Consider the following 19,896-nt stretch of genomic DNA (forward strand, 5'->3'; position numbering starts at 1 on the left):
TAGCGTGTCGCGGGCGGCCAGCGCAATGGGCGATGACGGATGCCGCCGCCCCCGCCTGTCATCGCGGGGTTCACGCGAACAGCGTCGCCCCCACGAACGACCCCGGCTGCGCTCCGGGCGGGACCGCCCACACTCCCGAGCCGACGTGCCGGATGTACTCGTTCATCGCGTCGGTCGACAGCGCCCGCTGCACCCGGACGAACTGGTCGGGCGAGCGCTGGTACGACAGGAAGAACAGGCCCGCGTCCAGCCTGCCGAGCTCGTTGTTGCCGTCGACGAAGTTGTAGCCGCGCCGGAGCATCCGGGTGCCGTCGTTGCGCTCGGGGTGGGCCAGGTGCACGTGGCTCGTCACGGGGATGAGGGGCCGACCCGCCGCATCCGTCGCATCGAAGTCCGGCTCGGTGAACTCGTCGCCGCCCGACAGCGGCGCCCCCGCGCCCTTGTCGCGGCCGACGATGGCGTTCTGCTCCGAAAGGCGCACGCGGTCCCACGTCTCGATGAGCATCGCGATCTTGCGGGCGACCAGGTACGAGCCGCCCGCCATCCAGGCAGGCTCGTCGGATGCCACGACCCACACGTGCTCGTCGAGCGCCGCGGTGTCGGTGGCGAGGATGTTCGCCGTGCCGTCCTTGAAGCCGAACAGGTTCCGCGGGGTCGACTGCGCCGCGGTCGTGCGGGACGTGCGCCCGAAGCCGAGCTGCGACCAGCGGATGCGCGCGCGGCCGAACGCGATGCGGCTGAGATTGCGGATCGCGTGCACGGCGACCTGCGGGTCGTCGGCGCACGCCTGGATGAACAGATCGCCGCCGGATGCCGCAGGGTCCAGGGCGTCGCCGAGAAACGCGGGCAGGCGCTTCAGGCCCGCGGGGCGGCGCGCGGCGATGCCGTAGCGGTCGACGCCGTCCGACTCGAACAGCGTCGGACCGAACCCGAACGTGATGGTGAGGCCGCTCGCGGCGAGCCCCAGCGCCTCGCCCGTGTCGTCGGGCGGCGCCTCGGGCGCGCCGCCGACGGCGCCCGTCGCGCTCACGTCGAGGCCCTGCGTGATGCGCGACGCCGCGTACGACCAGTCCTGCAGGAGCGAGACGAGGTCGTCGCGGTCGGTGCGGGCCATCATGTCGAACGCGGCGAAGTGCAGGTGATCCTGCACGGGGGTGGTGATCCCCGCCTGGTGGGCGCCGAAGAAGTCGTAGACGGCTGCCGTGGCATCCGTCGCCTGCGCCCGCCCGATCGCGACTCCGGAAGCCGCGCCCGCACCCGCACCCACCGCGAGGCCCGCTGCGCCCGCGCCGATGGCGAGGCCGAGCAGGCCCCGGCGGCTGAGGCCGGGTGCCTCAGCCGCGGAGCCTGCGTGCGGATCGTGCGGGGTGTGCGTCATTACTCCAGAATGGTCGAAGTCAGCTGCGAGAGCGGCTCGGCGAGGGCGTTGATGAGGTCGGTCAGTTCACGCTTGTCGGCGTCGGTGAGCTGCGAGTAGTTCACGAAGCCCGACGACAGCGAGCCGAACTCCGACAGCGCCGCCTCGAGGTCGGCGTAGCCGGCGTCGATCTCGTCCACGAGCGCCGCGCCGTCGTCGCCGGTCGAGGACGCGAAGTCGCGCACGATCTCGAACGCGTTCTTGGAGCCCTCGACGTTGGCCTGGAAGTCCCACAGGTCGGTGCCTGACCACCAGTCCTCCTCACCGGTGATCTTGCCGGTGGCGACCTCGTCGAGCAGGCCGATCGCTCCGTTCGAGATGCCGGCGATGCCCTGCTCCTCGAGCGCGGTCTGGAACTCGTCCGAGTGCACGTAGTCGTTCAGCTCGGCGATGTCCGACACGAGCTGGTCTCCGAACGCGGCCCGCTCGGCGGGTGTCGACGGCGCCCAGTCCTGCCATGCGGGGGTCTCGCCGTCGGCGTTCAGCGCGTCCTGCGCGGGCGCCCAGAGGTCTTTCTCGATGCGGTGGAAGCCGGTCCAGTCCAGGCCCTCGGCGACCGCGTCGACCTCGCGGTAGTCGATGCGCGGGTCGAGGTCGCCGAGCGACTCGGCGACCGGCTCGATGCGCTCGTAGTAGGCGCGCACCTGCGGGAACTGCTCGCGCGCGGCCTCGTCCTGGCCGGACTCGTACGCCGCGACGAACTCGTCGGCGGCGGGAACGAGCTGCTCCACCTGGTCCTTCACGAACGCGGCGTACAGGTTGACGGCCTGCTGCTTCTGCTCGGCGTCCTCGCCGTCGATCGCGACGGCCTCGCCGGTGACCGCGAAGGCCGTCCGGCCGACGCCCTCGCCGATCATGCCCGGCTTGCACAGCGTGAAGTAGTCGCCGGGCTGCGCGACGACGGTGAGAGTGCGGGAGGCCCCGGGCGCGATGTTCTCGACCTCGCCGACGATCCGCAGCCCGTCGGAGGCGAGCAGGTAGAACTCGGTGACCTGTGCGCCCTCGTTCTTGACCTCGAACGCGAGGGTGCCGCTGGTGGCGGTCGCCGCCGACACGTCGCACGCCCCGTCGGTCGAGGTGACGGTGAGCGAGTCCGAGGCTGCGACGTCGCTCTTTGCGACGCAGCCCGAAAGTGCCAGTGCGGCCACGGATGCCGCGGCGAGAGCGCCCAGGGCGCGGTATGCGTTCACGATGCTCCTTGCTGTGGGATCGCGTCGGCGGACGCCGGCGCGGAGGATTCCTGAGGGATGGCCGATGCGCGCGGCCCGCCTGCGAGCTGCCCGCGCACGAAGAACGCGCCGACCACGACGACGTAGACGCTCCACGCGACGACTTGGAGCCACGACATCTGCGGCATGAAGCCGACCGTCGCCTGCAGCACTGCCGCGAGCGGTCCGCCCGGGGGCACCGACGCGCTCACGTCGAACGCCCACCCGAACGGGAAGGCGGCCCAGCCCACCGCGACGGCGCCGGTCACCGGATCGAGCGGCGCTGCCGCCGTGAACGGCCCCGGGAGGGCGGCGGCCTCCTGCAGGTCGTGGAACGCGTAGGCGAGCACGCCCGCCGCGACGATGATGAGGAAGGCTCCCGTCCACGCGAAGAACACCCGCAGGTTCAGCCGCAGCATGCCGCGGGCGAGCAGCCACCCGAGCACGATCGCCGCCATGATTCCGAGGAGCGCGCCCAGCAGCGCCGAAGGGGCGTCGCCGAAGGACTGCACCATCGACCACAGCAGCAGCGTCGTCTCGATGCCCTCGCGCGCCACCGAGACGAACCCGATGACGACGACGGCCCACAGCCCTCCCCGCGCCAGCGCGCGGGCGAGGTCGTGCTCGAGCGTGGCCTTGAGCGTGCGCGCGGTGCGCTGCATCCAGAAGATCATCCACGTCACCATCGCGACGGCGACGAGCGACAGCGTGCCGCCGATCAGCTCCTGTGCCTGGAACGTGAGCGTGTATGCGCCGAACGTGAGCACCGCGCCGATCGCGATCGCCAGCGCGGCCGCAAGGCCGACGCCGACCCACAGCCGCGGCAGCACGTCGCGGCGGCCGATGCGCGAGAGATAGGCCACGAGGATGCCGACGACGAGCGCGGCTTCGAGGCCCTCACGAAGGCCGATGAGGAAGGTTGCGAGCACTGGCGGGATTTCTGCGAAGGAAGCCTCGGCTGAGGCGAGCTAAGGTAAGGCGAACCTCACCTCCCCACAGGCTACCTGGGCGCGCCCGCGTCCTCAAATCGTGTGCCGGGTAACGGGGAGCAACAAAGATGACGGATGCCGCGGCATCCGCCTACCCTCGCCCCATGAGCGACCTCAACCTTCCGATCCTCGATCTCTCGCAGCTCGACGAGGGCCGCGAGGCCGCCGCGCGCTTCCGTGACGACCTGCGCGCCGCGACCCACGACGTCGGCTTCTTCTACCTCACCGGCACGGGCGTCACCGCCGAGCTCGAGGCGCGCCTGCACGGCGCGGCGCGCGACTTCTTCGCCCTCCCCGAGGCCGACAAGCTCGCGATCGAGAACGTCAACAGCCCGCACTTCCGCGGGTACACGCGGGTGGGCGGCGAGCGCACGCAGGGCAAGGTCGACTGGCGCGAGCAGATCGACATCGGGCCCGAGCGCGAGGCTGTCGATGATCCGGATGCCCCGGACTTCGCGCGCCTGATCGGCCCGAACCTGTGGCCCGAGGCCCAGCCCGAGCTGCGCGAGGTCGTGTCGGAGTGGCACGACCACCTCTCGGGCGTCGCCCGCAAGCTGCTGCGCGCGTGGGCGTTGTCGCTCGGTGCGCCCGAGAACTACTTCGACGAGCACTTCGGTGAGCCCTCGACGCTCATCAAGATCGTGCGCTACCCCGGCAAGGACGACCCGACACCGCAGCAGGGTGTAGGCGCCCACAAGGACTCGGGCGTGCTGACGCTGCTGTGGATCGAGCCCGGCAAGGGCGGACTGCAGGTGCAGCGCGACGGCCGGTGGGTGGATGCCCCGCCCGTGCCGGGCGCCTTCGTCGTCAACATCGGCGAACTGCTCGAGTACGCGACGCAGGGCTACCTCATCGCGACGAACCACCGCGTCATCTCGCCGCGCTACCCCGACGACCGCATCTCGGTGCCGTTCTTCTTCAACCCCGCCCTCGACAAGCGCCTGCCGCTCATCGAGCTTCCCGCCGAACTCGCCGCCGAGGCGCGCGGCGTCACGAAGGATCCCACGAACCCCATCCACGCGCTCTACGGCCAGAACGCCCTCAAGTCGCGTCTGCGCGCCCACCCCGACGTCGCCGAGCGCTGGCACGCCGACCTCGTGGCGGCGCGGGCCGAGGCGGCCGGATCGAGTGGTGGCGAGGCCGTGGTGTCGAGATCATCCGCCTGACCGGCCGCGGGAACGACGAAGGCCTCCCCACACCGTGGGGAGGCCTTCTCAAGAATGTTTCGCGCGATTGAACGCTGGTCGTTATCGACGCAGTCCGAGACGCTCGATCAGCTTGCGGTAACGCTCGATGTCGATGTCCTGGAGGTAGCCGAGCAGACGACGGCGCTGACCGACGAGCAGGAACAGCCCACGACGCGAGTGGTGGTCGTGCTTGTGCTCCTTGAGGTGCTCGGTGAGGTCCTTGATGCGCTGCGTCAGCATTGCGACCTGCACCTCGGGGGATCCGGTGTCACCGGGGTGCGTCGCGTACTCTTCGATGATCGCCTTCTTGACGTCTGCATCCAGTGCCATAGGTGATCCCCTTTCTCGTCGTTGCGCGGTGCCCGACGCCTGATGCGTGAGCTCTCTTTCTCCGCGGCCGATCTAACGGCAACCTGAAGAGTCTACCAGCGTCCCAGGCGACGACGGAATCACGCGGGCCGGGACTCCCAGTGGGCGGGCCCGGCCCCGGCCGCCCCACCCTCCCCCGGCGGTAGCCTCGGTCGGGTGAGATACACCGTGCGGGTCAAGCCCGGCAGCTCGAAGGGGCCGCTGGTCGAATCATCAGCCGACGGTCTCACCGTGTACGTGCGCGAGCGCGCCGTCGACGGCGCGGCCAACCAGGGCGTCGTGCGGGCGCTCGCCGCCCACTTCGGGGTCGCCCCGCGCGACGTCGCGATCATTTCGGGCCACGGCTCGCGCGTCAAGCGCGTCGAGGTGGACGAGTGAGCCGCGCGCGGCGCATGCCGCGCCTGCGCCGCGACCATTTCATCGACCTGCGCCCGCTCACCACGAGTCCCGCGTTCGCGCGGCTGTGGGTGGGCTCGACGCTCTCCGGCCTCGGCGGCCAGCTCACGATCGTCGCGGTCATGCTGCACGTCTACGAGCTGACGCACGACACGTTCGCCGTCTCGATGGTCGCCGTGACGGGCCTGGTGCCGATGGTCATCGCGGGCCTGTACGGCGGCATGCTGGCGGACGCGTTCGATCGGCGCAAGGTCGCGCTGATCTCGGCATCGGTCACCTTCGCCTCGACGCTGCTGCTCGCCGTCCTCGCGTGGGGGCAGCTCGAGACCGTGGCGTGGCTGTACGTGCTCAGCGTCGTCAACTCGGCGGCGAACTCGATCGTGATGGCCACGCGGCAGGCCATCACTCCGCGGCTGCTGTCGCGCGAGCTGCTGCCGGCGGCCGCCGCGCTGCAGGGCATCACCGTCGGCATCATGGTGATGGCCGGCCCCGCTCTGGCGGGCGTGCTCGTCGCGGTCGCCGGCTACGCATGGACCTACACGATCGACGTCGTGCTGATGCTGTCGCTGTTCCTGGGGCTCTGGACGCTGCCGAGCATCCGGCCCGAGGGCGAGATCGTCAGACCCGGCCTCGAGTCGCTCAAAGACGGCTGGCGGTTCCTGCGCGGGGCGAGCAACATCCGGCTGCAGTACATCCTCGACATCATCGCGATGACGTTCGGCAATCCGCTGGCGCTGTTCCCCGCGATCGGCGCGGTGCTCCTCGGCGGCGGACCGGTGACGACCGGCGTACTGACGGCGGCGGTCGCCGCGGGCGCGTTCGTGTCGAGCCTGTTCTCGGGCCCGATCGGGCGCGTCCGGCGCCAGGGCGTCGGCATCGAGCGCTCGATCCAGGTCTACGGCGCGGCGATCGTGCTGTTCGGGCTCGTGCTCGGCGCCGCCGCGCTCGGCTGGTTCGCGCCGGGAGTCGTCGATGCGGGGCATCCGAACGTCACCCTCATCGTGCTCGCGTGCGCCGCGCTCGCGATCTCGGGCGCCGCCGACAACGTGAGCGCCATCTACCGGTCGACCATGATGCAGGCCGCCGTGCACGACTCGGTGCGCGGGCGCCTGCAGGGCATCTTCACCGTCGTCGTCGCCGGAGGCCCGCGCATCGGCGCGCTCTACGCGGGCGCGCTCGCGTCGATCACGACGCTGTGGTTCCCGCCGCTTCTGGGCGGCTTCGTGATCGTGGGGCTCGTGGGCCTGCTCGTGCGCCGCAGCCCGCGCTTCCGCGAGTACGACGCGCAGCACCCGGTGCCGTGATCCGGCCGTAGCCGCACGGCCGACGTTCGGCGGATTTCGGCCGTCGTACTCCCCGACGGGCGAGAGCGTCGGATGCCGCGACTAGAGTCGGCGGGTGCCTGAAGCCCCCTCCACCCCGCGTGTCGCACTCCCCGCGCCCGCGCCGCGCGTCGCCTCGAACACCGCGATCGCCGTGCAGTTCACGCTCGCGGGCGTCGTGTGGGGGTCGAGCTTCCTCTTCATGAAGGTGGCGCTGACCGGTCTGGCGCCGGCGCAGGTGGTGTGGTCCCGGCTCGTGCTCGGCGCGCTCGCGCTCGGTCTGTTCGTCGCGATCCGCCGCGAGGCCCTCCCCCGCAGCCTGCGCGTGTGGGGTCATATGACGGTGCTCGCAGTGACCTTCTGCGTCGTGCCGTTCCTGCTGTTCTCGTGGGCGCAGCAGTACGTCACCAGCGGCCTGGCCAGCATCTACAACGCCACCACCCCGATCATGACCGCCATCATGGCCGCGCTCGTGCTCCGCGTCGAGAAGCTCGGGCTCGGCCAGATCGCGGGCATCGCGCTCGGCATCGTCGGGGTCGTCGTGATCATCGCGCCGTGGCAGGGCCTCGACCTGTCGCAGAGCCTGGTCGCACAGTTCGCGATCCTCGGCGCGACCGCCTGCTACGGCTTCAGCCTCGCCTACATGCGGCGGTTCGTGTCCGACACCGGCATGAGCGCGGTGATGTTCTCGTTCCTCAACATCGGCATCGCGGCGGCGATCATGCTGGTCGCCTCGCCCGCGCTGATCCTCACTCCGGTCGAGCTCGACCCGTGGATCGTGGCGTCGGTCGTGCTCCTGGGCTGCCTCGGCACCGGCGTCGCGTACATCTGGAACCAGAACGTCGTGCGCGCGTGGGGTCCGACGCGGGCCTCGACCATCACCTACCTCACGCCCGTCGTGGGCGTCGCGCTGGGCATCCTGATCCTCGGTGAGCACCTCACGTGGAACGAGCCGGTCGGCGCGCTCGTGGTGTTCCTCGGGATCCTGCTCGCGCAGAATCGCCTGCGGCGGCAGCGCGGCTGAAGCGGCGAAGAGCGGATGCCTCGGCCCCCGTGATCGGGTGGCCGAGGCATCCGCTCTTGTCGTGTCGCGCGATCAGTCCTGCTGGAGCGCGCCCTGCAGGTCGAGCGTGATCGTGACGTCCTTGCCGACCAGCACGCCGCCGGTCTCGAGCGCGGCGTTCCAGGTGAGGCCGAAGTCCTCGCGGTCGATGACGGTCTTCGCCGTCGCGCCCGCCTTGTAGTTGCCCCACGGGTCGGTGCCGAAGCCGCCGAACTCGACCTCGAACGTGGCGGGCTTGGTGATGCCCTTGATGGTGAGGTCACCGTCGACGAGGAAGTCCCCACCCTCGACGCGCACGCCCTTCGAGACGAAGTCGAGCGTCGGGTAGGTCTCGACGTCGAAGAAGTCCGCCGAGCGCAGGTGGTTGTCGCGGCCCTCGTCGTTGGTGTCGATCGAGGTGACGTCGACGGATGCCTCGACCTTCGCCTCGAGCGGGTTCTCGGGTGCGATGATCGTGGCGCTCTTGAGGCCGAAGCCGCCGCGCACCTTCGAGATCATCATGTGGCGGACGCTGAACGAGACCTCGCTGTGCGAGGGGTCCAGCACCCAGGTGCCGGCCTTGTACCCGGGAACGTCGATCGTGGTGTCGGTCATAGAGTGCTCCTTCGAAACGGTCGTCGCTCGTGCGACAAGCTCTCTTGCCTCAACGACCAGGCGGGGCAGATCTATTCCTGTGAATGCAGAAAAGGCGACGGCGCCTCACGGAAACCGCGACTTCATCGAGACCTCAGGCTCGATCGTCATCGGCTCGCCCGCAGGGGATTCCGGCAACCGCGCAACAGAAGGGGTGACGGATGCCGCGGCATCCGTCACCCCTTCTGAGGAGCGTCGCGTCAGCCGACGTCGACGAGGTCGATCACGAAGATGAGCGTCTTGCCGCCGAGGAAGTGCCCGCCGGCGGGGCCGTAGGCCAGGTGCGGCGGGATGACGAGCTCGCGGCGGCCGCCGGCCTTCATGCCCGGGATGCCGTCCTGCCAGCCCTGGATGAGGCCGCGGAGCGGAAACTGGATGCTCTCGCCGCGGTTCCACGACGAGTCGAACTCCTCGCCGGTGTCGTACTCGACGCCCACGTAGTGAACGGTGACGGTGTCACCGGGCCCTGCCTCGGCGCCCTCTCCGACGATGATGTCGCGGACCACGAGCTCTTCGGGCGCAGGGCCCTCTGGAGCATCGATGTCAGGCTTGGTGCGGTCGTCTGTCATGGTTCCATCCAACCCGAGTGGCGTGCGCGGGTCAACGCGGGGGCCGCACGAGGCCGGCCCGCCCGCAATCCTCCTATGAGTGGGAGACGGGTTGACAGCGGCTGGCGCCGTTGGGCACTCTGAAGTCAGATCAACTCAGCGCTCGGAAGACACGCAGGCATCGCCGCGGCTCCGAGCGCTGAGTCTTGAACGGCCGCGCTGCCGTTCACATCGCGAACAGCGCGGCACGGGCGGCCACTGTCCGTTCGAGCAGCGCACGCTCGTCTTCGGCGGCGTTCGGGTCGCGGCCGCTGATCGCGCGCTGGCGGGCGGCGGCGAGCGCCGTCGCATCGGCGATGAAGCCGCGCATGATGGGCCGCCGGTCGCCGCGCAGCGTCGCCGCCCACTCGAGCGCCTGCTTGCGCCCCCGGCCGGTCGCGAGCATGTCGACCTCCTGCACGGTGAACCATCCTGCGGCGGCGTACTCCCCCAGACGCGAGCGCGTGAGCCGCGCCTCCTCGCGGCGCAGGGCGATGATGCCCACGATGAACAGCACGAACAGCGGCACCTGCGCCGTGAAGTACAGCGCGAAGAAATCGAAGAAGACCGCCGAGCCGTTCCAGAACCCGTGCAGCACGATCGCGCCCGCCAGGCCGACAAGCCACAGTCCGATCGCGCGTGCGGTCGAGTACCCGAGGCGCGCGGCGAAGCCGAGCGCGAAGCCGGTCACGCTCGTGAACATCACGTGGGCGAAGGGCGACAGGATGCCGCGCAGAAAGAACGTCGTCGAAACGTCCAGCACGCCTCCCTCGATGAGGCTGACTGCGAAGTACTGGATGTTCTCGGTGAAGGCGAACCCCGCCCCGACGAGAGCGCCGTAGACGACCCCGTCGACCGGCCCGTCGAACGCGCGCCGAGCGCTCGCGAAGATGATGAGGACGCCGAGGCCCTTGCCGATCTCTTCGACGACCGGCGCTTGGATCACCGCGGTGAACGCCTCGGCGGCCGCCGAGTCGATCGCGCCGAGCACGGTCGACAGCGCGAGGTCCACGCCGAGCGCGATCGCGACCGCCGCGATCGCACCCCACGCGATCGCGAACACCACGAGGCCGACCGGCTCAGGCTCCCAGCGGTCGACGAGGCGGACGGCGAAGAACACCCCCACGAGCGGCACGAGCGCAAGGACCATGCCGATGATCGACGCCGCGGGGCCGATCGCGTTCAAGAAGTACGCGACCAGGCCGATGAGCACGAGCACCAGGACGCCCGAGATCCAGATCGGGGCGTTGCGTCCCTTGCGTGCGGCGGTGATCGGCACCGCGACGGGCGCCGCGACGGCGGCGGGGATCGCCGCCCCGAGCGCCACATGGGGCTGCGCGAGCGGCGACGGGAAATCAGGCGGTGTCAGCGACGGGCGAGGGCTGGTCGACATGCGCACAGCCTAAAGCCCCGGTGGAACGGGTCCCGCACAACAGGACGATGACGCGCATCCGGCCGTCCCGGTGCGATGGCCCCCGCGTAGGCTGGAACGATGCGCTTCGCCCACGTCCACCGGCCCGAGACCGGCTCCGCGCGGCTGGCCGTCATCGACGACGGCGCCGCCATCATCGTCGAAGACCTCTTCGACGATGCGCCCCGCTACCTCGAGGAGCTCATCGCGGGCGGCGACGAACTGCTCGATCGGGTGCGCGCGGCGTCCGCGACGGGCGGGCCGAGGCATCCGCTCGCCGATCTCTCGTTCGCGTCGGCGCTGCTCACCCCGCCGGTGATCCTCGCCATCGGCCTCAACTACGCCGCGCACTCGGGCGAGCTCGGGCTCAAGACCGACTCGACCCCGACGGTGTTCGTGCTGTGGCCGAACTCGCTGGCCGGTCACGAGGGCACCACGACCTGGCCGCGATCGCTCAGCGAGTCGATCGACTGGGAGGCCGAGCTCGGCGTCATCATCGGACGCCCGGCGAAGGATGTCTCACCTGAGGAGGCTCTCTCGCACGTGTGGGGCTACACCGTCGTCAACGACATCACCGCACGCGACATCCAGTACTCCGAGGCGCAGTGGTCGCGGTGCAAGTCCTTCGACGGGTTCACCCCGACCGGCCCGTTCGTGGTCACCGCCGACGAGATCCCCGACCCGCAGAGCCTGCACATCTGGACGATGGTCGACGGTCACACCATGCAGGACGCCACGACCGCGCAGATGGTGCGTCCTGTCGCGACACTCGTCTCGCATCTGTCGCGCTCGTCCACCCTGCTGCCCGGCACGCTCATCTCGACCGGCAGTCCCGGCGGCGCAGGCTACTCGCGCGACCCGCAGATCTTCCTGCGCGACCGCTCCACGGTCACGGTCGGCATCGACGGCATCGGCGAGCTCACGACGCACTGCCGCATCATGGACTGACAGATCGAGCGGGCCCGCTTTCGCGAGCCCGCTCGATCCATGACGGATGCCGCGATCAGGGGCAGCCCGAGAGGGTGACGGTCGTGCCGCCGATGTCGTGCACGCCGTTGCCGTATTCGCCGCACAGCCGCAGGAACTCGGTCGTGGCCGCCGGGATGACCACCGCGAACAGGATGATCAGCACGACGATCGCCACGACGATCGCGAGCGCGCTGATGATGATCGCGGCGATCGCCCAGCCGTTCTTGGCGCCGGCCTTGCGGCTCTGGACGAGTGCGACGATGCCGAGGATCAGCGGGACGATCGCGAGCCCGCTCAGCACGATCGACAGGACGAACGCGACGATGCCGAGCGTGCGGCCCGGGACGGGCGCGTTCGCCGGGGGGCCGACAGGCGCCGGCGGCGCGGCCGCGTACGGCGGAGGCGAGGTCGGGGCGCCGTCCTGCGGCGCGGCCGCGTAGGCGGGAGCCGGCGGGGCGGGAGCCGCGGCGGGCGGCTCGTACGCGGGGGTGGCAGGCTGGGCGGCGGGCGGCTCGTACGCAGGCGGTGTGGCCTGCGGCGGCGAGGCCGGGGGCTGCGCGTCGGCGGGATTCTGCGGGTCGGACATGGCTGCCTCTTTCAGCTCAGTGGTGTTCGAACGCTATCGGCACCGGCCGCTTCACGGCAATTTCACCCCGTCACACGACGTCGAGGTCGGCGGGGAGGTCTTGCGCTCCCGTTCCCGTCATGACGGGGATCGCCGCCGTGATCGCCTCGAGCCCCGACAGGCGTGCCGGCGAGAGCTGCTTGGCGACGTCTTCGCGCGACATCAGGCCCGCCTCGACCACGAGGTCGGCGACGTTGCGTCCGGTGAGCAGTGCGGTCTTGGCCAGCGCCGCGGCGGCCGCGTAGCCGATGAAGGGCGTCAGCGCCGTGACGACGCCGACCGATGCCCCCACCATCGCCCCGAGACGCTCGTGGTTCGCGGTGATCCCCTCGACGCAGTTGACCCGCAGCGTGTGCATGCCACGGCGCATCCACGTGATCGACTGGAAGATCGAGTGGGCGATCACAGGCTCGAAGGCGTTGAGCTGCAGCTGCCCGCCCTCCACGGCCATCGTCACGGTCAGGTCGGCGCCGGCGACGGCGAAGGCGACCTGATTGACCACCTCGGGGATGACCGGGTTGACCTTGCCCGGCATGATGCTCGAGCCCGCCTGCCGCGGCGGCAGGTTGATCTCGCCGAGCCCGGCCTGCGGGCCGGACGACAGCAGGCGCAGGTCGTTGCAGATCTTCGACAGCTTGATCGCGTTGCGCTTGAGCGACGCCGAGAACGACATGAACGCGCCGGTGTCGCTCGTGGACTCGACGAGGTCGGTCGCCGTCTCGAGGTCGAGCCCCGAGATCTCGCGCAGGTGGCGCAGCACCGCCGGCGCGTAGCCGGGGTGTGTCGTGATGCCCGTGCCGATCGCGGTCGCGCCCATGTTGATCTCGCACAGCAGGTAGGCGTTCTCCTTCAGCCTGCTGTAGTCCTCGCCGAGGGTCGTGGCGAACCCGTGGAACTCCTGGCCGAGCGTCATCGGCACGGCATCCTGCAGCTGCGTGCGGCCGACCTTGAGCACGTCGTGGAACTCGACCGACTTCGCGAGGAACGCCTGCCGCAGCAGATCGAGCTCCTCCAGCAGCGTCAGCAGGTCCAGCCCCAGGCCGACCTTGATCGCCGTCGGATAGACGTCGTTGGTCGACTGGCTGCGGTTGGTGTCGTCGATCGGCGACAGGAACGCGTAGTCGCCCTTCTCGCGACCGGCCAGCTCCAGCGCGATGTTGGTGATCACCTCGTTCGCGTTCATGTTCGTCGAGGTGCCTGCGCCGCCCTGGATGACGCCGACGACGAACTGGTCGTGGAACCGCCCCTCGATCACGAGCTGCGCCGCGCGATCGATCAGATCGGCCTTGTCGGGGTCGAGCACGCCGATGTCGCGGTTCGCGCGCGCCGAGGCCTGCTTGACCATCGCGAGCGCGTTCACCAGGTCGCGGTACACCGAGATGGGCCGGTGCGAGATCGCGAAGTTCTCCAGCGCACGCGCGGTGTGGATGCCCCAATACGCGTCGTTCGGGATCTGCAGCGACCCCAGGGAGTCGGTCTCGGTGCGGGTGCGGGTCGCCTCGTCCAGTGACATCGTGGGGTTCCTCGTGGGTCGTTCACAGCATTGGGATGCCCCCCACGCTACTCGGGCGCGGGACGGCGGCCCGCTATCCCACGCGTATAAGCCGCGGTTCCGGCTGTACTCAGCGGCGATGCCGGTCGGCGCGGTTGTGGCGTGGCTGCGGCGCGCCTCAGCGTTTTCGCGAGAAGGCCTCGAGGCGCTCCTCGGGCGTGAGCGGCGACATCCGCTCGACCCACTCCGCTGAGAAGAAGTCGCCCGTGGGCGCGTCGACCACCGGCACCACGGAGTGGGTGATCGTGTCGTCGTACACGTGCACGAGGTGGAACGACTGACCGGCGTCCATGCCGTTCACCGCGACGGCGGGGCGCGCGAGGTTCATCGTGTAGCAGGTGGCGGCCGCGACGCTCACCGGCACCCCCGCGAACGTGCCGCTCGTCGAGTAGTGCAGGTGCCCGGCGAGGATCGCGCGCACATCCGACCCGGCCACGATCTCGGCCAGGCGCCCCTGGTCGCGCAGCTCCAGGATGTCGAACAGCGGGATGTGGCTCGGCAGCGGCGGGTGGTGCAGGGCGAGGATCGTGCCCAGCGGCGCGGGTTCGGCCAGCACCTCGCGCAGCCACGTCAGCTGCCCGTCGTCGAGGTCGCCGTGGTGCCACCCGGGCACGCTCGAGTCGAGGGCGACGAGGCGCAGCCCGCCGAGGTCCCACACGCCCGTGACCGCCTCTTCGGTCGGCTCGAGGCCGAGCAGGTCGCGGCGCAGCGCCGGCCGCTCGTCGTGGTTGCCGGCCACCCACACGATCGGCGCGCCGAGGCGCTGCGCGACCGGCTCGACCGCTGCGGCGAGCGCGCGATACGCCTCGGGCTCACCGAGGTCGGTGAGGTCGCCGGTGAACACGATGGCGTCGGGGCGGATGCCGAGGCCCTCGACCTCCCGCAGGGTGCGCGAGAGGTTCGCAGCGGTGTCGTACCGGCCGCCGAGCGGCGGGTTCCCCGCGAGCAGGTGCGTGTCGCTGACGTGGACGATCGTGCGACATGCGGGCGGGTATTGGCCGAAGCGCACGGATGCCGCGGGCACAGAGGTCATGCGTCCAGGCTACGGCGCGACGACGGGCCGTCGCACTCTTCTAGCGGACGATGATCAGCAGCAGCCCGCCGAGCACGGCGAGCCCGCACAGCACGAACGACACGTACGCGCCGACGCGCGCAAGCAGCTTCTGCCCGTCGCTGAGCGGACTCTTCTTCGCGGCCTTGGCCGCGGCCTTCGCCGCGCGCTGAGCCTCCTTCGCCGAGATCACCGTGATCGCGTCGGTGAACTCGGCGGGGGTGACCACGGGCACCCGCCCCGCACGCACGAGAAGTCGCAGTCCGGTCGCGTACAGCCCGACCACGAGGATGGCCCCCGCGAGCGCGACGACGAACACCTGCACGAAGGCCAGCCAGTCGATGGTGACGTTCACTTCGTGCCCTTCTTCTCGCGGCGGGCCGCCGCATCCGCCGCCTGCTTCGCCTGCGCGCGCATGACCGCCCGCTGCCGGCGCGTGGGCGGCGGGTTGCGCTTGACCTTCACGGCGGCGCCGGAGTCGGCGACCTCGCTGATCGCGTTGGACGCGTCGACGTGGTCGCGGCGCGAGCGCACGAACACCGCCACGATGATCGCCACGGCGAGCACGGCGTCGATGAGGATTCCCCAGCCGCCCAGCCACACGATGATCAGGGCCGCGAGGGCGCCGACGGCGCCGGCGGCAGGGAGGGTGAGCAGCCATCCGACCGCGATGCGGCCGACGGTGCGCCATCGGACGCTCGAGCCGCGCCGCCCGAGCCCCGAGCCGATCACCGAGCCGGAGGCGACCTGGGTGGTCGACAGCGCGAAGCCGAAGGCGCTGGACGCGAGGATCGTGGCGGCCGTCGACGTCTCGGCCGAGAAGCCCTGCGCGGGCTTGACCTCGGTCAGCCCCCTGCCGAGCGTGCGGATGATCCGCCAGCCGCCCATGTAGGTGCCCAGGGCGATCGTGATGGCGCACGCGAAGATGACCCACATCTGCGGGTCGGCGTTCGCGGGGTCCTGCCATCCGGCCATGATCAGCGCGAGAGTGATGACGCCCATCGTCTTCTGGGCGTCGTTCGTGCCGTGTGCGAGAGCCACCAGCGACGACGTGAAGATCTGGCCGTACCGGAAGCCCGAGCGTCCGTCGGGCCTGTTGTCGTAGCGGCGGGTCACGGCGTACGCGAGCTTCGTCGCGGCGAACGCGATCAGCCCGGCGGTGAACGGCGCGATGAGAGCCGGCAGCACCACTTTGCTCAGCACCATGCCGAAGTCGATCGCCGCGACGCTGGCGCCGACGATCGTCGCGCCGATGAGTCCGCCGAACAGGGCGTGGGACGAGCTCGAGGGCAGGCCGAGCAGCCACGTGAGCATGTTCCAGGTGATCGCGCCGATGAGCCCCGCGAAGATGATCGGGAGCATCGTGGTCGCCGCGATCGAGTCCTCCTGGATGATCCCGTGCGAGATGGTCTTCGACACCTCGGTCGACAGGAACGCGCCGACGAGGTTCAGCCCGGCCGCCAGCATGACGGCGACCTTCGGCTTGAGCGCCCCCGTCGCGATGGGTGTCGCCATGGCGTTGGCGGTGTCGTGAAAGCCGTTCGTGAAGTCGAAGAACAGCGCCAGTCCGATGACGAGCGCGACAAGAAGGACTGCGGTCTCCACCGTTCGCTTTCCAGGTAAGGGGTGTGCTGTGCCGACGTGATCGGCGTGACGAACGAAGAGTTCACCGTGGGTTCATTAACCGGCAACCGGCCCGACAGAATCTTTTCACCGGCGTGTCACCATTTCAACTCGAAGCGCGTCATCGAGGCACCGTCCCGGACGACAGTCAGCGGATCCACAGGCAGGGAGGTTCCCGCGTCGCGGGCGGATGCCTCCGCTAGCGTGGGACCGTGACCGCCAACGATCCGCCCGCACCGCCCCTCGCCCCCGTCGCGCAACGCCGTCCGACCGTCCGCAGCTTCCACGGAGACGACGTCGAGGACCCGTACGAGTGGCTCCGCGCGAAGGACGATCCCGAGGTCATCGCCCACCTCGAGGCCGAGAACGCCTACACGAAGTCCCGCACCGCCCACCTCGAGGCGCTGCGCGACCGCATCTTCGACGAGATCAAGGGTCGCACGCTCGAAACCGACCTGTCGGTGCCGGCCCGCCGTGGGCAGTGGTGGTACTACGGCCGCACGATCGAGGGCAAGCAGTACGGCATCCAGTGCCGCGCCCCGCTCGCCTCGCCCGACGACTGGACCCCGCCCTCGCTCTCGCCCGACACCGAGGTGCCCGGCGAACAGGTGCTGCTCGACGGAAACCTCGAGGCCGAGGGCCACGACTTCTTCTCGCTCGGCAGCTTCGAGGTCACCAACGACGGCACGAAGATGCTCTACGGCGTCGACGTCACCGGCGACGAGCGGTACACGATCCGCGTGCGCGACCTCGTGACCGCAGAGCAGCTGCCCGACGTGATCGAGGGCACGTTCGCCGGGGCGACCTTCTCGCCCGACGGGCGCTTCATCGTCTATACGACCGTCGACGACGCGTGGCGCCCCGACACGGTGTGGCTGCACGAACTCGGCACGCCCGTCGAGACCGACGCGAAGCTGTTCCACGAGCCCGACGAGCGGTACTGGGTCGGGGCCGGCTTCACCCGCAGCGACCGCTACCTCGTGATCGGGCTGGGCTCGTCCATCACCAGCGAGGAGTGGCTCGTGGATGCCGACGACCTCCGCAGCGAGCCGCGCGTGGTGTGGCCGCGGGTCGAAGGCGTCGAGTACGACTCCGAGCACGCCGTGGTGGACGGCCAGGACGTGCTGTACGTGCTCCACAACGACGGGGCCCTGGACTTCGAGCTCGTGCGGGTCGCGGCATCCGACCCGTCGGGCCCTCGCGAGGTGGTCATTGCCCACCGTGCCGGGGAGCGCCTGCTCGGCGCCTCGACGTTCCGGGACTGGGGCGTGGTCGCATACCGCCGCGACGGCATCGCACGGATCGCGCTGCTGGACTACGCCACCCACGCCGTGCGCGAGATCGGCTTCGACGAGCCGCTGTACTCGGTCGGCACCGGCGGGAACCCGGAGTGGGCGCCGCCGCTGCTGCGCCTGGGCTACGGCTCGTTCGTGACGCCCGGCACGGTGTTGGACTACGAGATCGCGACCGGTGAGCTGCACCTGCGCAAGCGCCAGCCGGTGCTGGGCGGCTACGAGCCCTCGGACTACGCGCAGGCGCGCGTGTGGGCCACCGCCGCGGACGGCACGCAGGTGCCGATCTCGCTCGTGTGGAATCGGTCGTTCGGCGACGCCGGCGAGTCGCCGAGGCCGCTGCACCTGTACGGGTACGGCTCGTACGAGCACTCGATCGAGCCGGCGTTCTCGGTCCCGCGCCTGTCCGAGCTCGACCGCGGCGTGATCTTCGCGGTCGCGCACGTGCGCGGCGGCGGAGAGATGGGCCGCCGGTGGTACGAGGACGGCAAGCTCCTGGCCAAGCGCAACACCTTCACCGACTTCGTGGACTGCGCCCGTCACCTCGTCGAGGCCGAGTACACGACGCCGTCGCAGCTGGTGGCCGAGGGCGGCTCGGCCGGGGGCCTGTTGATGGGCGCGGTGGCCAACCTCGCGCCGGAGCTGTTCGCCGGCATCGTCGCCGACGTGCCGTTCGTCGATGCGCTCACGACGATCCTCGACCCGTCGCTGCCGCTCACCGTCATCGAGTGGGACGAGTGGGGCGACCCCCTGCACGACCCGATCGTCTACGGCTACATGAAGTCGTACACGCCGTACGAGAACGTGCGACCGGATGCCTCGTACCCGCGCATCCTCGCCGTCACCTCGCTCAACGACACCCGTGTGCTGTACGTCGAGCCCGCCAAATGGGTCGCGCGCCTGCGCGAGCACGGCGTCGACGCACTGCTGAAGTGCGAGATGGTCGCCGGCCACGGCGGCGTCAGCGGCCGCTACAACGCGTGGCGGGAGCGCGCGTTCGAGCTGGCCTGGCTGCTCGACGTGCTCGGCGCCGCCGACGGCGCGTGAGCGGGAGCATCCGCGCACCCCTGAGCCTCGATCGGTAAGCCCTTCAGCGGCCCGGAGGAGTCGGCGTGGCTGAGGCGCCCTGACGGGGGCGGGCGCGTCAGCCGAAGAGCGCCGAGGCCTCGTCGTAGCGGTAGAGCGGGACGGTGTTGAGCTCGCCGAGCGCCTCTTCGAACGAGACGCGCACGATGTCGGTGCCCTTGAGCGACACCATCTGACCCCACGCGCCCTCGACGATCGCGTCGGCGGCGGCCAGGCCGAGGCGCGTTGCGAGCACCCGGTCGAAGGCCGACGGCGATCCGCCGCGCTGGATGTGGCCGAGCACGGTCGCGCGGGTCTCGATGCCGGTGATGCGCTCGATCTCGGGCGCGAGCACCTCGCCGATGCCCCCCAGCCGCGGACGGTTGAAGGCGTCGAGCCCCTTGTCGCTATACGCCTCGTCCATGCCGGTGAGGGTGAAGCCCTCAGAGACGACGACCAGCGGCGCACGGCCGCGGTCGTGGGCCTTCGACACGAGCGCGGTGATCGCGTCGATCGACATCGGCACCTCGGGGATGCAGATGGCGTGCGCGCCGGCCGCCATTCCGGCGTGCAGCGCGATCCAGCCGACGTGGCGACCCATCACCTCGGCCACCATGCAGCGCTGGTGCGAGTCGCCCGTCGTGCGCAGGCGGTCCATCGCGTCGGTGGCGATGTTGACCGCGGTGTCGAAGCCGAAGGAGTAGTCGGTGGCGCGCAGGTCGTTGTCGATCGTCTTCGGCACGCCGAGCACGTTGATGCCGTCGTTGGCGAGGCGATTGGCGGCGGCGAGCGTGCCCTCGCCTCCGATCGCGATGATGCCGTCGATGCGGTGGCCGTAGAGGGTCTTGGCGATGTTCTCGGCGCCGCCGCGCGGACCCTCGTACGGATTCGTGCGCGAGGTGCCGAGAATCGTGCCGCCGACCTTCGACAGACCCTTCACCTCGTGGCGCGTGAGCGGGAAGAAATCCCCGTCGACCACGCCGCGCCAGCCGTCGCGGATGCCGACGAACTCGAGATCGTACGTGGTCGTGCCCTTGAGCACGACTCCGCGGATGACCGCGTTGAGCCCCGGGCAGTCGCCGCCGCTTGTGAGAATGCCGATCTTCATGCTGGTGTCCTCGCTGTCGAAGGTGACTT

Annotated in this window: 19 protein-coding genes; 6 read left to right on the plus strand and 13 right to left on the minus strand. The window is 70.3% G+C overall.

Translation table 11 applies throughout. The features are described from left to right. Positions 1-70: 70 nt before the first annotated feature. Genes efeB through efeU form a run of 3 tightly spaced genes read right to left on the minus strand, consistent with a single transcriptional unit; the run spans position 71 to position 3,554 of the window. Positions 71-1,378 (minus strand): iron uptake transporter deferrochelatase/peroxidase subunit, encoded by a 1,308-nt coding sequence (gene efeB, locus AB1K54_RS04715; RefSeq protein WP_371201563.1) that lies wholly within the window; start codon positions 1,376-1,378, stop codon positions 71-73. Further along, positions 1,378-2,607, minus strand: coding sequence for an iron uptake system protein EfeO (efeO, locus tag AB1K54_RS04720; RefSeq protein WP_371201564.1), 1,230 nt, complete (start codon positions 2,605-2,607; stop codon positions 1,378-1,380). The genes efeB and efeO overlap by 1 nt, the downstream gene beginning before the upstream one ends. Continuing rightward, the gene (efeU, locus tag AB1K54_RS04725) at positions 2,604-3,554 is read right to left on the minus strand and encodes an iron uptake transporter permease EfeU (protein ID WP_371201565.1); all 951 of its coding nucleotides are present in this window, start codon (positions 3,552-3,554) and stop codon (positions 2,604-2,606) included. Before efeU ends, efeO begins: the two co-directional genes overlap by 4 nt. Before the next feature lie 164 nt (positions 3,555-3,718). On the opposite strand from efeU, the gene AB1K54_RS04730 reads away from it, so the two are divergent. After that, on the plus strand, positions 3,719-4,780 hold the full coding sequence (locus tag AB1K54_RS04730; protein ID WP_371201566.1) for an isopenicillin N synthase family dioxygenase: 1,062 nt from the start codon (positions 3,719-3,721) through the stop codon (positions 4,778-4,780). Between the two features lie 81 nt (positions 4,781-4,861). Here the strand turns inward: AB1K54_RS04730 and rpsO are convergent, their stop codons facing one another. Beyond that, positions 4,862-5,131, minus strand: a complete 270-nt coding sequence (gene rpsO, locus AB1K54_RS04735; protein ID WP_371201567.1) for a 30S ribosomal protein S15 — start codon at positions 5,129-5,131, stop codon at positions 4,862-4,864. Between the two features lie 195 nt (positions 5,132-5,326). On the opposite strand from rpsO, the gene AB1K54_RS04740 reads away from it, so the two are divergent. The 3 genes from AB1K54_RS04740 to AB1K54_RS04750 all read left to right on the plus strand — a co-directional run bounded on the left by AB1K54_RS04740 (position 5,327) and on the right by AB1K54_RS04750 (position 7,912). Next, complete coding sequence (locus tag AB1K54_RS04740) at positions 5,327-5,548, plus strand: DUF167 domain-containing protein (protein WP_371201568.1); 222 nt, start codon at positions 5,327-5,329, stop codon at positions 5,546-5,548. A gap of 14 nt (positions 5,549-5,562) precedes the next feature. After that, positions 5,563-6,870, plus strand: a complete 1,308-nt coding sequence (locus tag AB1K54_RS04745; RefSeq protein ID WP_371201788.1) for an MFS transporter — start codon at positions 5,563-5,565, stop codon at positions 6,868-6,870. Between the two features lie 94 nt (positions 6,871-6,964). After that, entirely contained in the window at positions 6,965-7,912 is a 948-nt protein-coding gene (locus AB1K54_RS04750; protein WP_371201569.1) for a DMT family transporter, read from the plus strand. A gap of 72 nt (positions 7,913-7,984) precedes the next feature. Here AB1K54_RS04750 and AB1K54_RS04755 read toward each other — a convergent pair whose 3' ends face one another. The 3 genes from AB1K54_RS04755 to AB1K54_RS04765 all read right to left on the minus strand — a co-directional run bounded on the left by AB1K54_RS04755 (position 7,985) and on the right by AB1K54_RS04765 (position 10,564). Further along, positions 7,985-8,545: a YceI family protein gene (locus AB1K54_RS04755; protein WP_371201570.1), complete on the minus strand. Its 561-nt coding sequence runs from the start codon at positions 8,543-8,545 to the stop codon at positions 7,985-7,987. Positions 8,546-8,784: 239 nt separating this feature from the next. Beyond that, positions 8,785-9,153 carry an FKBP-type peptidyl-prolyl cis-trans isomerase gene (locus AB1K54_RS04760; RefSeq protein WP_371201571.1) on the minus strand — a complete coding sequence of 123 codons (369 nt, stop codon included), beginning with the start codon at positions 9,151-9,153 and terminating at the stop codon, positions 8,785-8,787. Between the two features lie 205 nt (positions 9,154-9,358). After that, the gene (locus AB1K54_RS04765) at positions 9,359-10,564 is read right to left on the minus strand and encodes a PrsW family intramembrane metalloprotease (RefSeq protein WP_371201572.1); all 1,206 of its coding nucleotides are present in this window, start codon (positions 10,562-10,564) and stop codon (positions 9,359-9,361) included. 99 nt (positions 10,565-10,663) lie between these two features. On the opposite strand from AB1K54_RS04765, the gene AB1K54_RS04770 reads away from it, so the two are divergent. Continuing rightward, entirely contained in the window at positions 10,664-11,530 is an 867-nt protein-coding gene (locus AB1K54_RS04770) for a fumarylacetoacetate hydrolase family protein (protein WP_371201573.1), read from the plus strand. A gap of 55 nt (positions 11,531-11,585) precedes the next feature. On the opposite strand, the gene AB1K54_RS04775 is transcribed toward AB1K54_RS04770, so the two are convergent. The 5 genes from AB1K54_RS04775 to AB1K54_RS04795 form a co-directional block, all read right to left on the minus strand. After that, a complete protein-coding gene (locus AB1K54_RS04775) occupies positions 11,586-12,137 on the minus strand; it encodes a DUF4190 domain-containing protein (protein ID WP_371201574.1) in 552 nt (183 codons plus the stop codon). Between the two features lie 70 nt (positions 12,138-12,207). Further along, positions 12,208-13,689 (minus strand): aspartate ammonia-lyase, encoded by a 1,482-nt coding sequence (locus tag AB1K54_RS04780; RefSeq protein WP_371201575.1) that lies wholly within the window; start codon positions 13,687-13,689, stop codon positions 12,208-12,210. Between the two features lie 157 nt (positions 13,690-13,846). Beyond that, positions 13,847-14,761, minus strand: coding sequence for a phosphodiesterase (locus tag AB1K54_RS04785; protein WP_371201576.1), 915 nt, complete (start codon positions 14,759-14,761; stop codon positions 13,847-13,849). 40 nt (positions 14,762-14,801) lie between these two features. Next, positions 14,802-15,134 carry a peptidase gene (locus AB1K54_RS04790; RefSeq protein WP_371201577.1) on the minus strand — a complete coding sequence of 111 codons (333 nt, stop codon included), beginning with the start codon at positions 15,132-15,134 and terminating at the stop codon, positions 14,802-14,804. Beyond that, complete coding sequence (locus tag AB1K54_RS04795) at positions 15,131-16,384, minus strand: anion permease (RefSeq protein WP_371201578.1); 1,254 nt, start codon at positions 16,382-16,384, stop codon at positions 15,131-15,133. The genes AB1K54_RS04790 and AB1K54_RS04795 overlap by 4 nt, the downstream gene beginning before the upstream one ends. Positions 16,385-16,614: 230 nt before the next feature. Here AB1K54_RS04795 and AB1K54_RS04800 point away from each other — a divergent pair, with 230 nt between their 5' ends. Next, positions 16,615-18,741: a S9 family peptidase gene (locus tag AB1K54_RS04800; RefSeq protein WP_371201579.1), complete on the plus strand. Its 2,127-nt coding sequence runs from the start codon at positions 16,615-16,617 to the stop codon at positions 18,739-18,741. Between the two features lie 97 nt (positions 18,742-18,838). Here AB1K54_RS04800 and AB1K54_RS04805 read toward each other — a convergent pair whose 3' ends face one another. Further along, positions 18,839-19,867, minus strand: a complete 1,029-nt coding sequence (locus AB1K54_RS04805; RefSeq protein ID WP_371201580.1) for an ATP-dependent 6-phosphofructokinase — start codon at positions 19,865-19,867, stop codon at positions 18,839-18,841. Positions 19,868-19,896 lie beyond the last annotated feature (29 nt).

Source organism: Microbacterium sp. BWT-B31, assembly GCF_041379855.1.
Classification (GTDB): domain Bacteria; phylum Actinomycetota; class Actinomycetes; order Actinomycetales; family Microbacteriaceae; genus Microbacterium.

Bases quoted from the DNA above. Each gene is read 5' to 3' on its own strand.
- AB1K54_RS04770 (WP_371201573.1), top strand. From the start codon at position 10,664: ATGCGCTTCGCCCACGTCCACCGGCCCGAGACCGGCTCCGCGCGGCTG.
- AB1K54_RS04780 (WP_371201575.1), bottom strand. From the start codon at position 13,689: ATGTCACTGGACGAGGCGACCCGCACCCGCACCGAGACCGACTCCCTG.
- AB1K54_RS04760 (WP_371201571.1), bottom strand. From the start codon at position 9,153: ATGACAGACGACCGCACCAAGCCTGACATCGATGCTCCAGAGGGCCCT.
- AB1K54_RS04755 (WP_371201570.1), bottom strand. From the start codon at position 8,545: ATGACCGACACCACGATCGACGTTCCCGGGTACAAGGCCGGCACCTGG.
- AB1K54_RS04730 (WP_371201566.1), top strand. From the start codon at position 3,719: ATGAGCGACCTCAACCTTCCGATCCTCGATCTCTCGCAGCTCGACGAG.
- AB1K54_RS04765 (WP_371201572.1), bottom strand. From the start codon at position 10,564: ATGTCGACCAGCCCTCGCCCGTCGCTGACACCGCCTGATTTCCCGTCG.
- AB1K54_RS04785 (WP_371201576.1), bottom strand. From the start codon at position 14,761: ATGACCTCTGTGCCCGCGGCATCCGTGCGCTTCGGCCAATACCCGCCC.
- AB1K54_RS04805 (WP_371201580.1), bottom strand. From the start codon at position 19,867: ATGAAGATCGGCATTCTCACAAGCGGCGGCGACTGCCCGGGGCTCAAC.
- AB1K54_RS04745 (WP_371201788.1), top strand. From the start codon at position 5,563: ATGCCGCGCCTGCGCCGCGACCATTTCATCGACCTGCGCCCGCTCACC.
- rpsO (WP_371201567.1), bottom strand. From the start codon at position 5,131: ATGGCACTGGATGCAGACGTCAAGAAGGCGATCATCGAAGAGTACGCG.
- efeB (WP_371201563.1), bottom strand. From the start codon at position 1,378: ATGACGCACACCCCGCACGATCCGCACGCAGGCTCCGCGGCTGAGGCA.
- AB1K54_RS04775 (WP_371201574.1), bottom strand. From the start codon at position 12,137: ATGTCCGACCCGCAGAATCCCGCCGACGCGCAGCCCCCGGCCTCGCCG.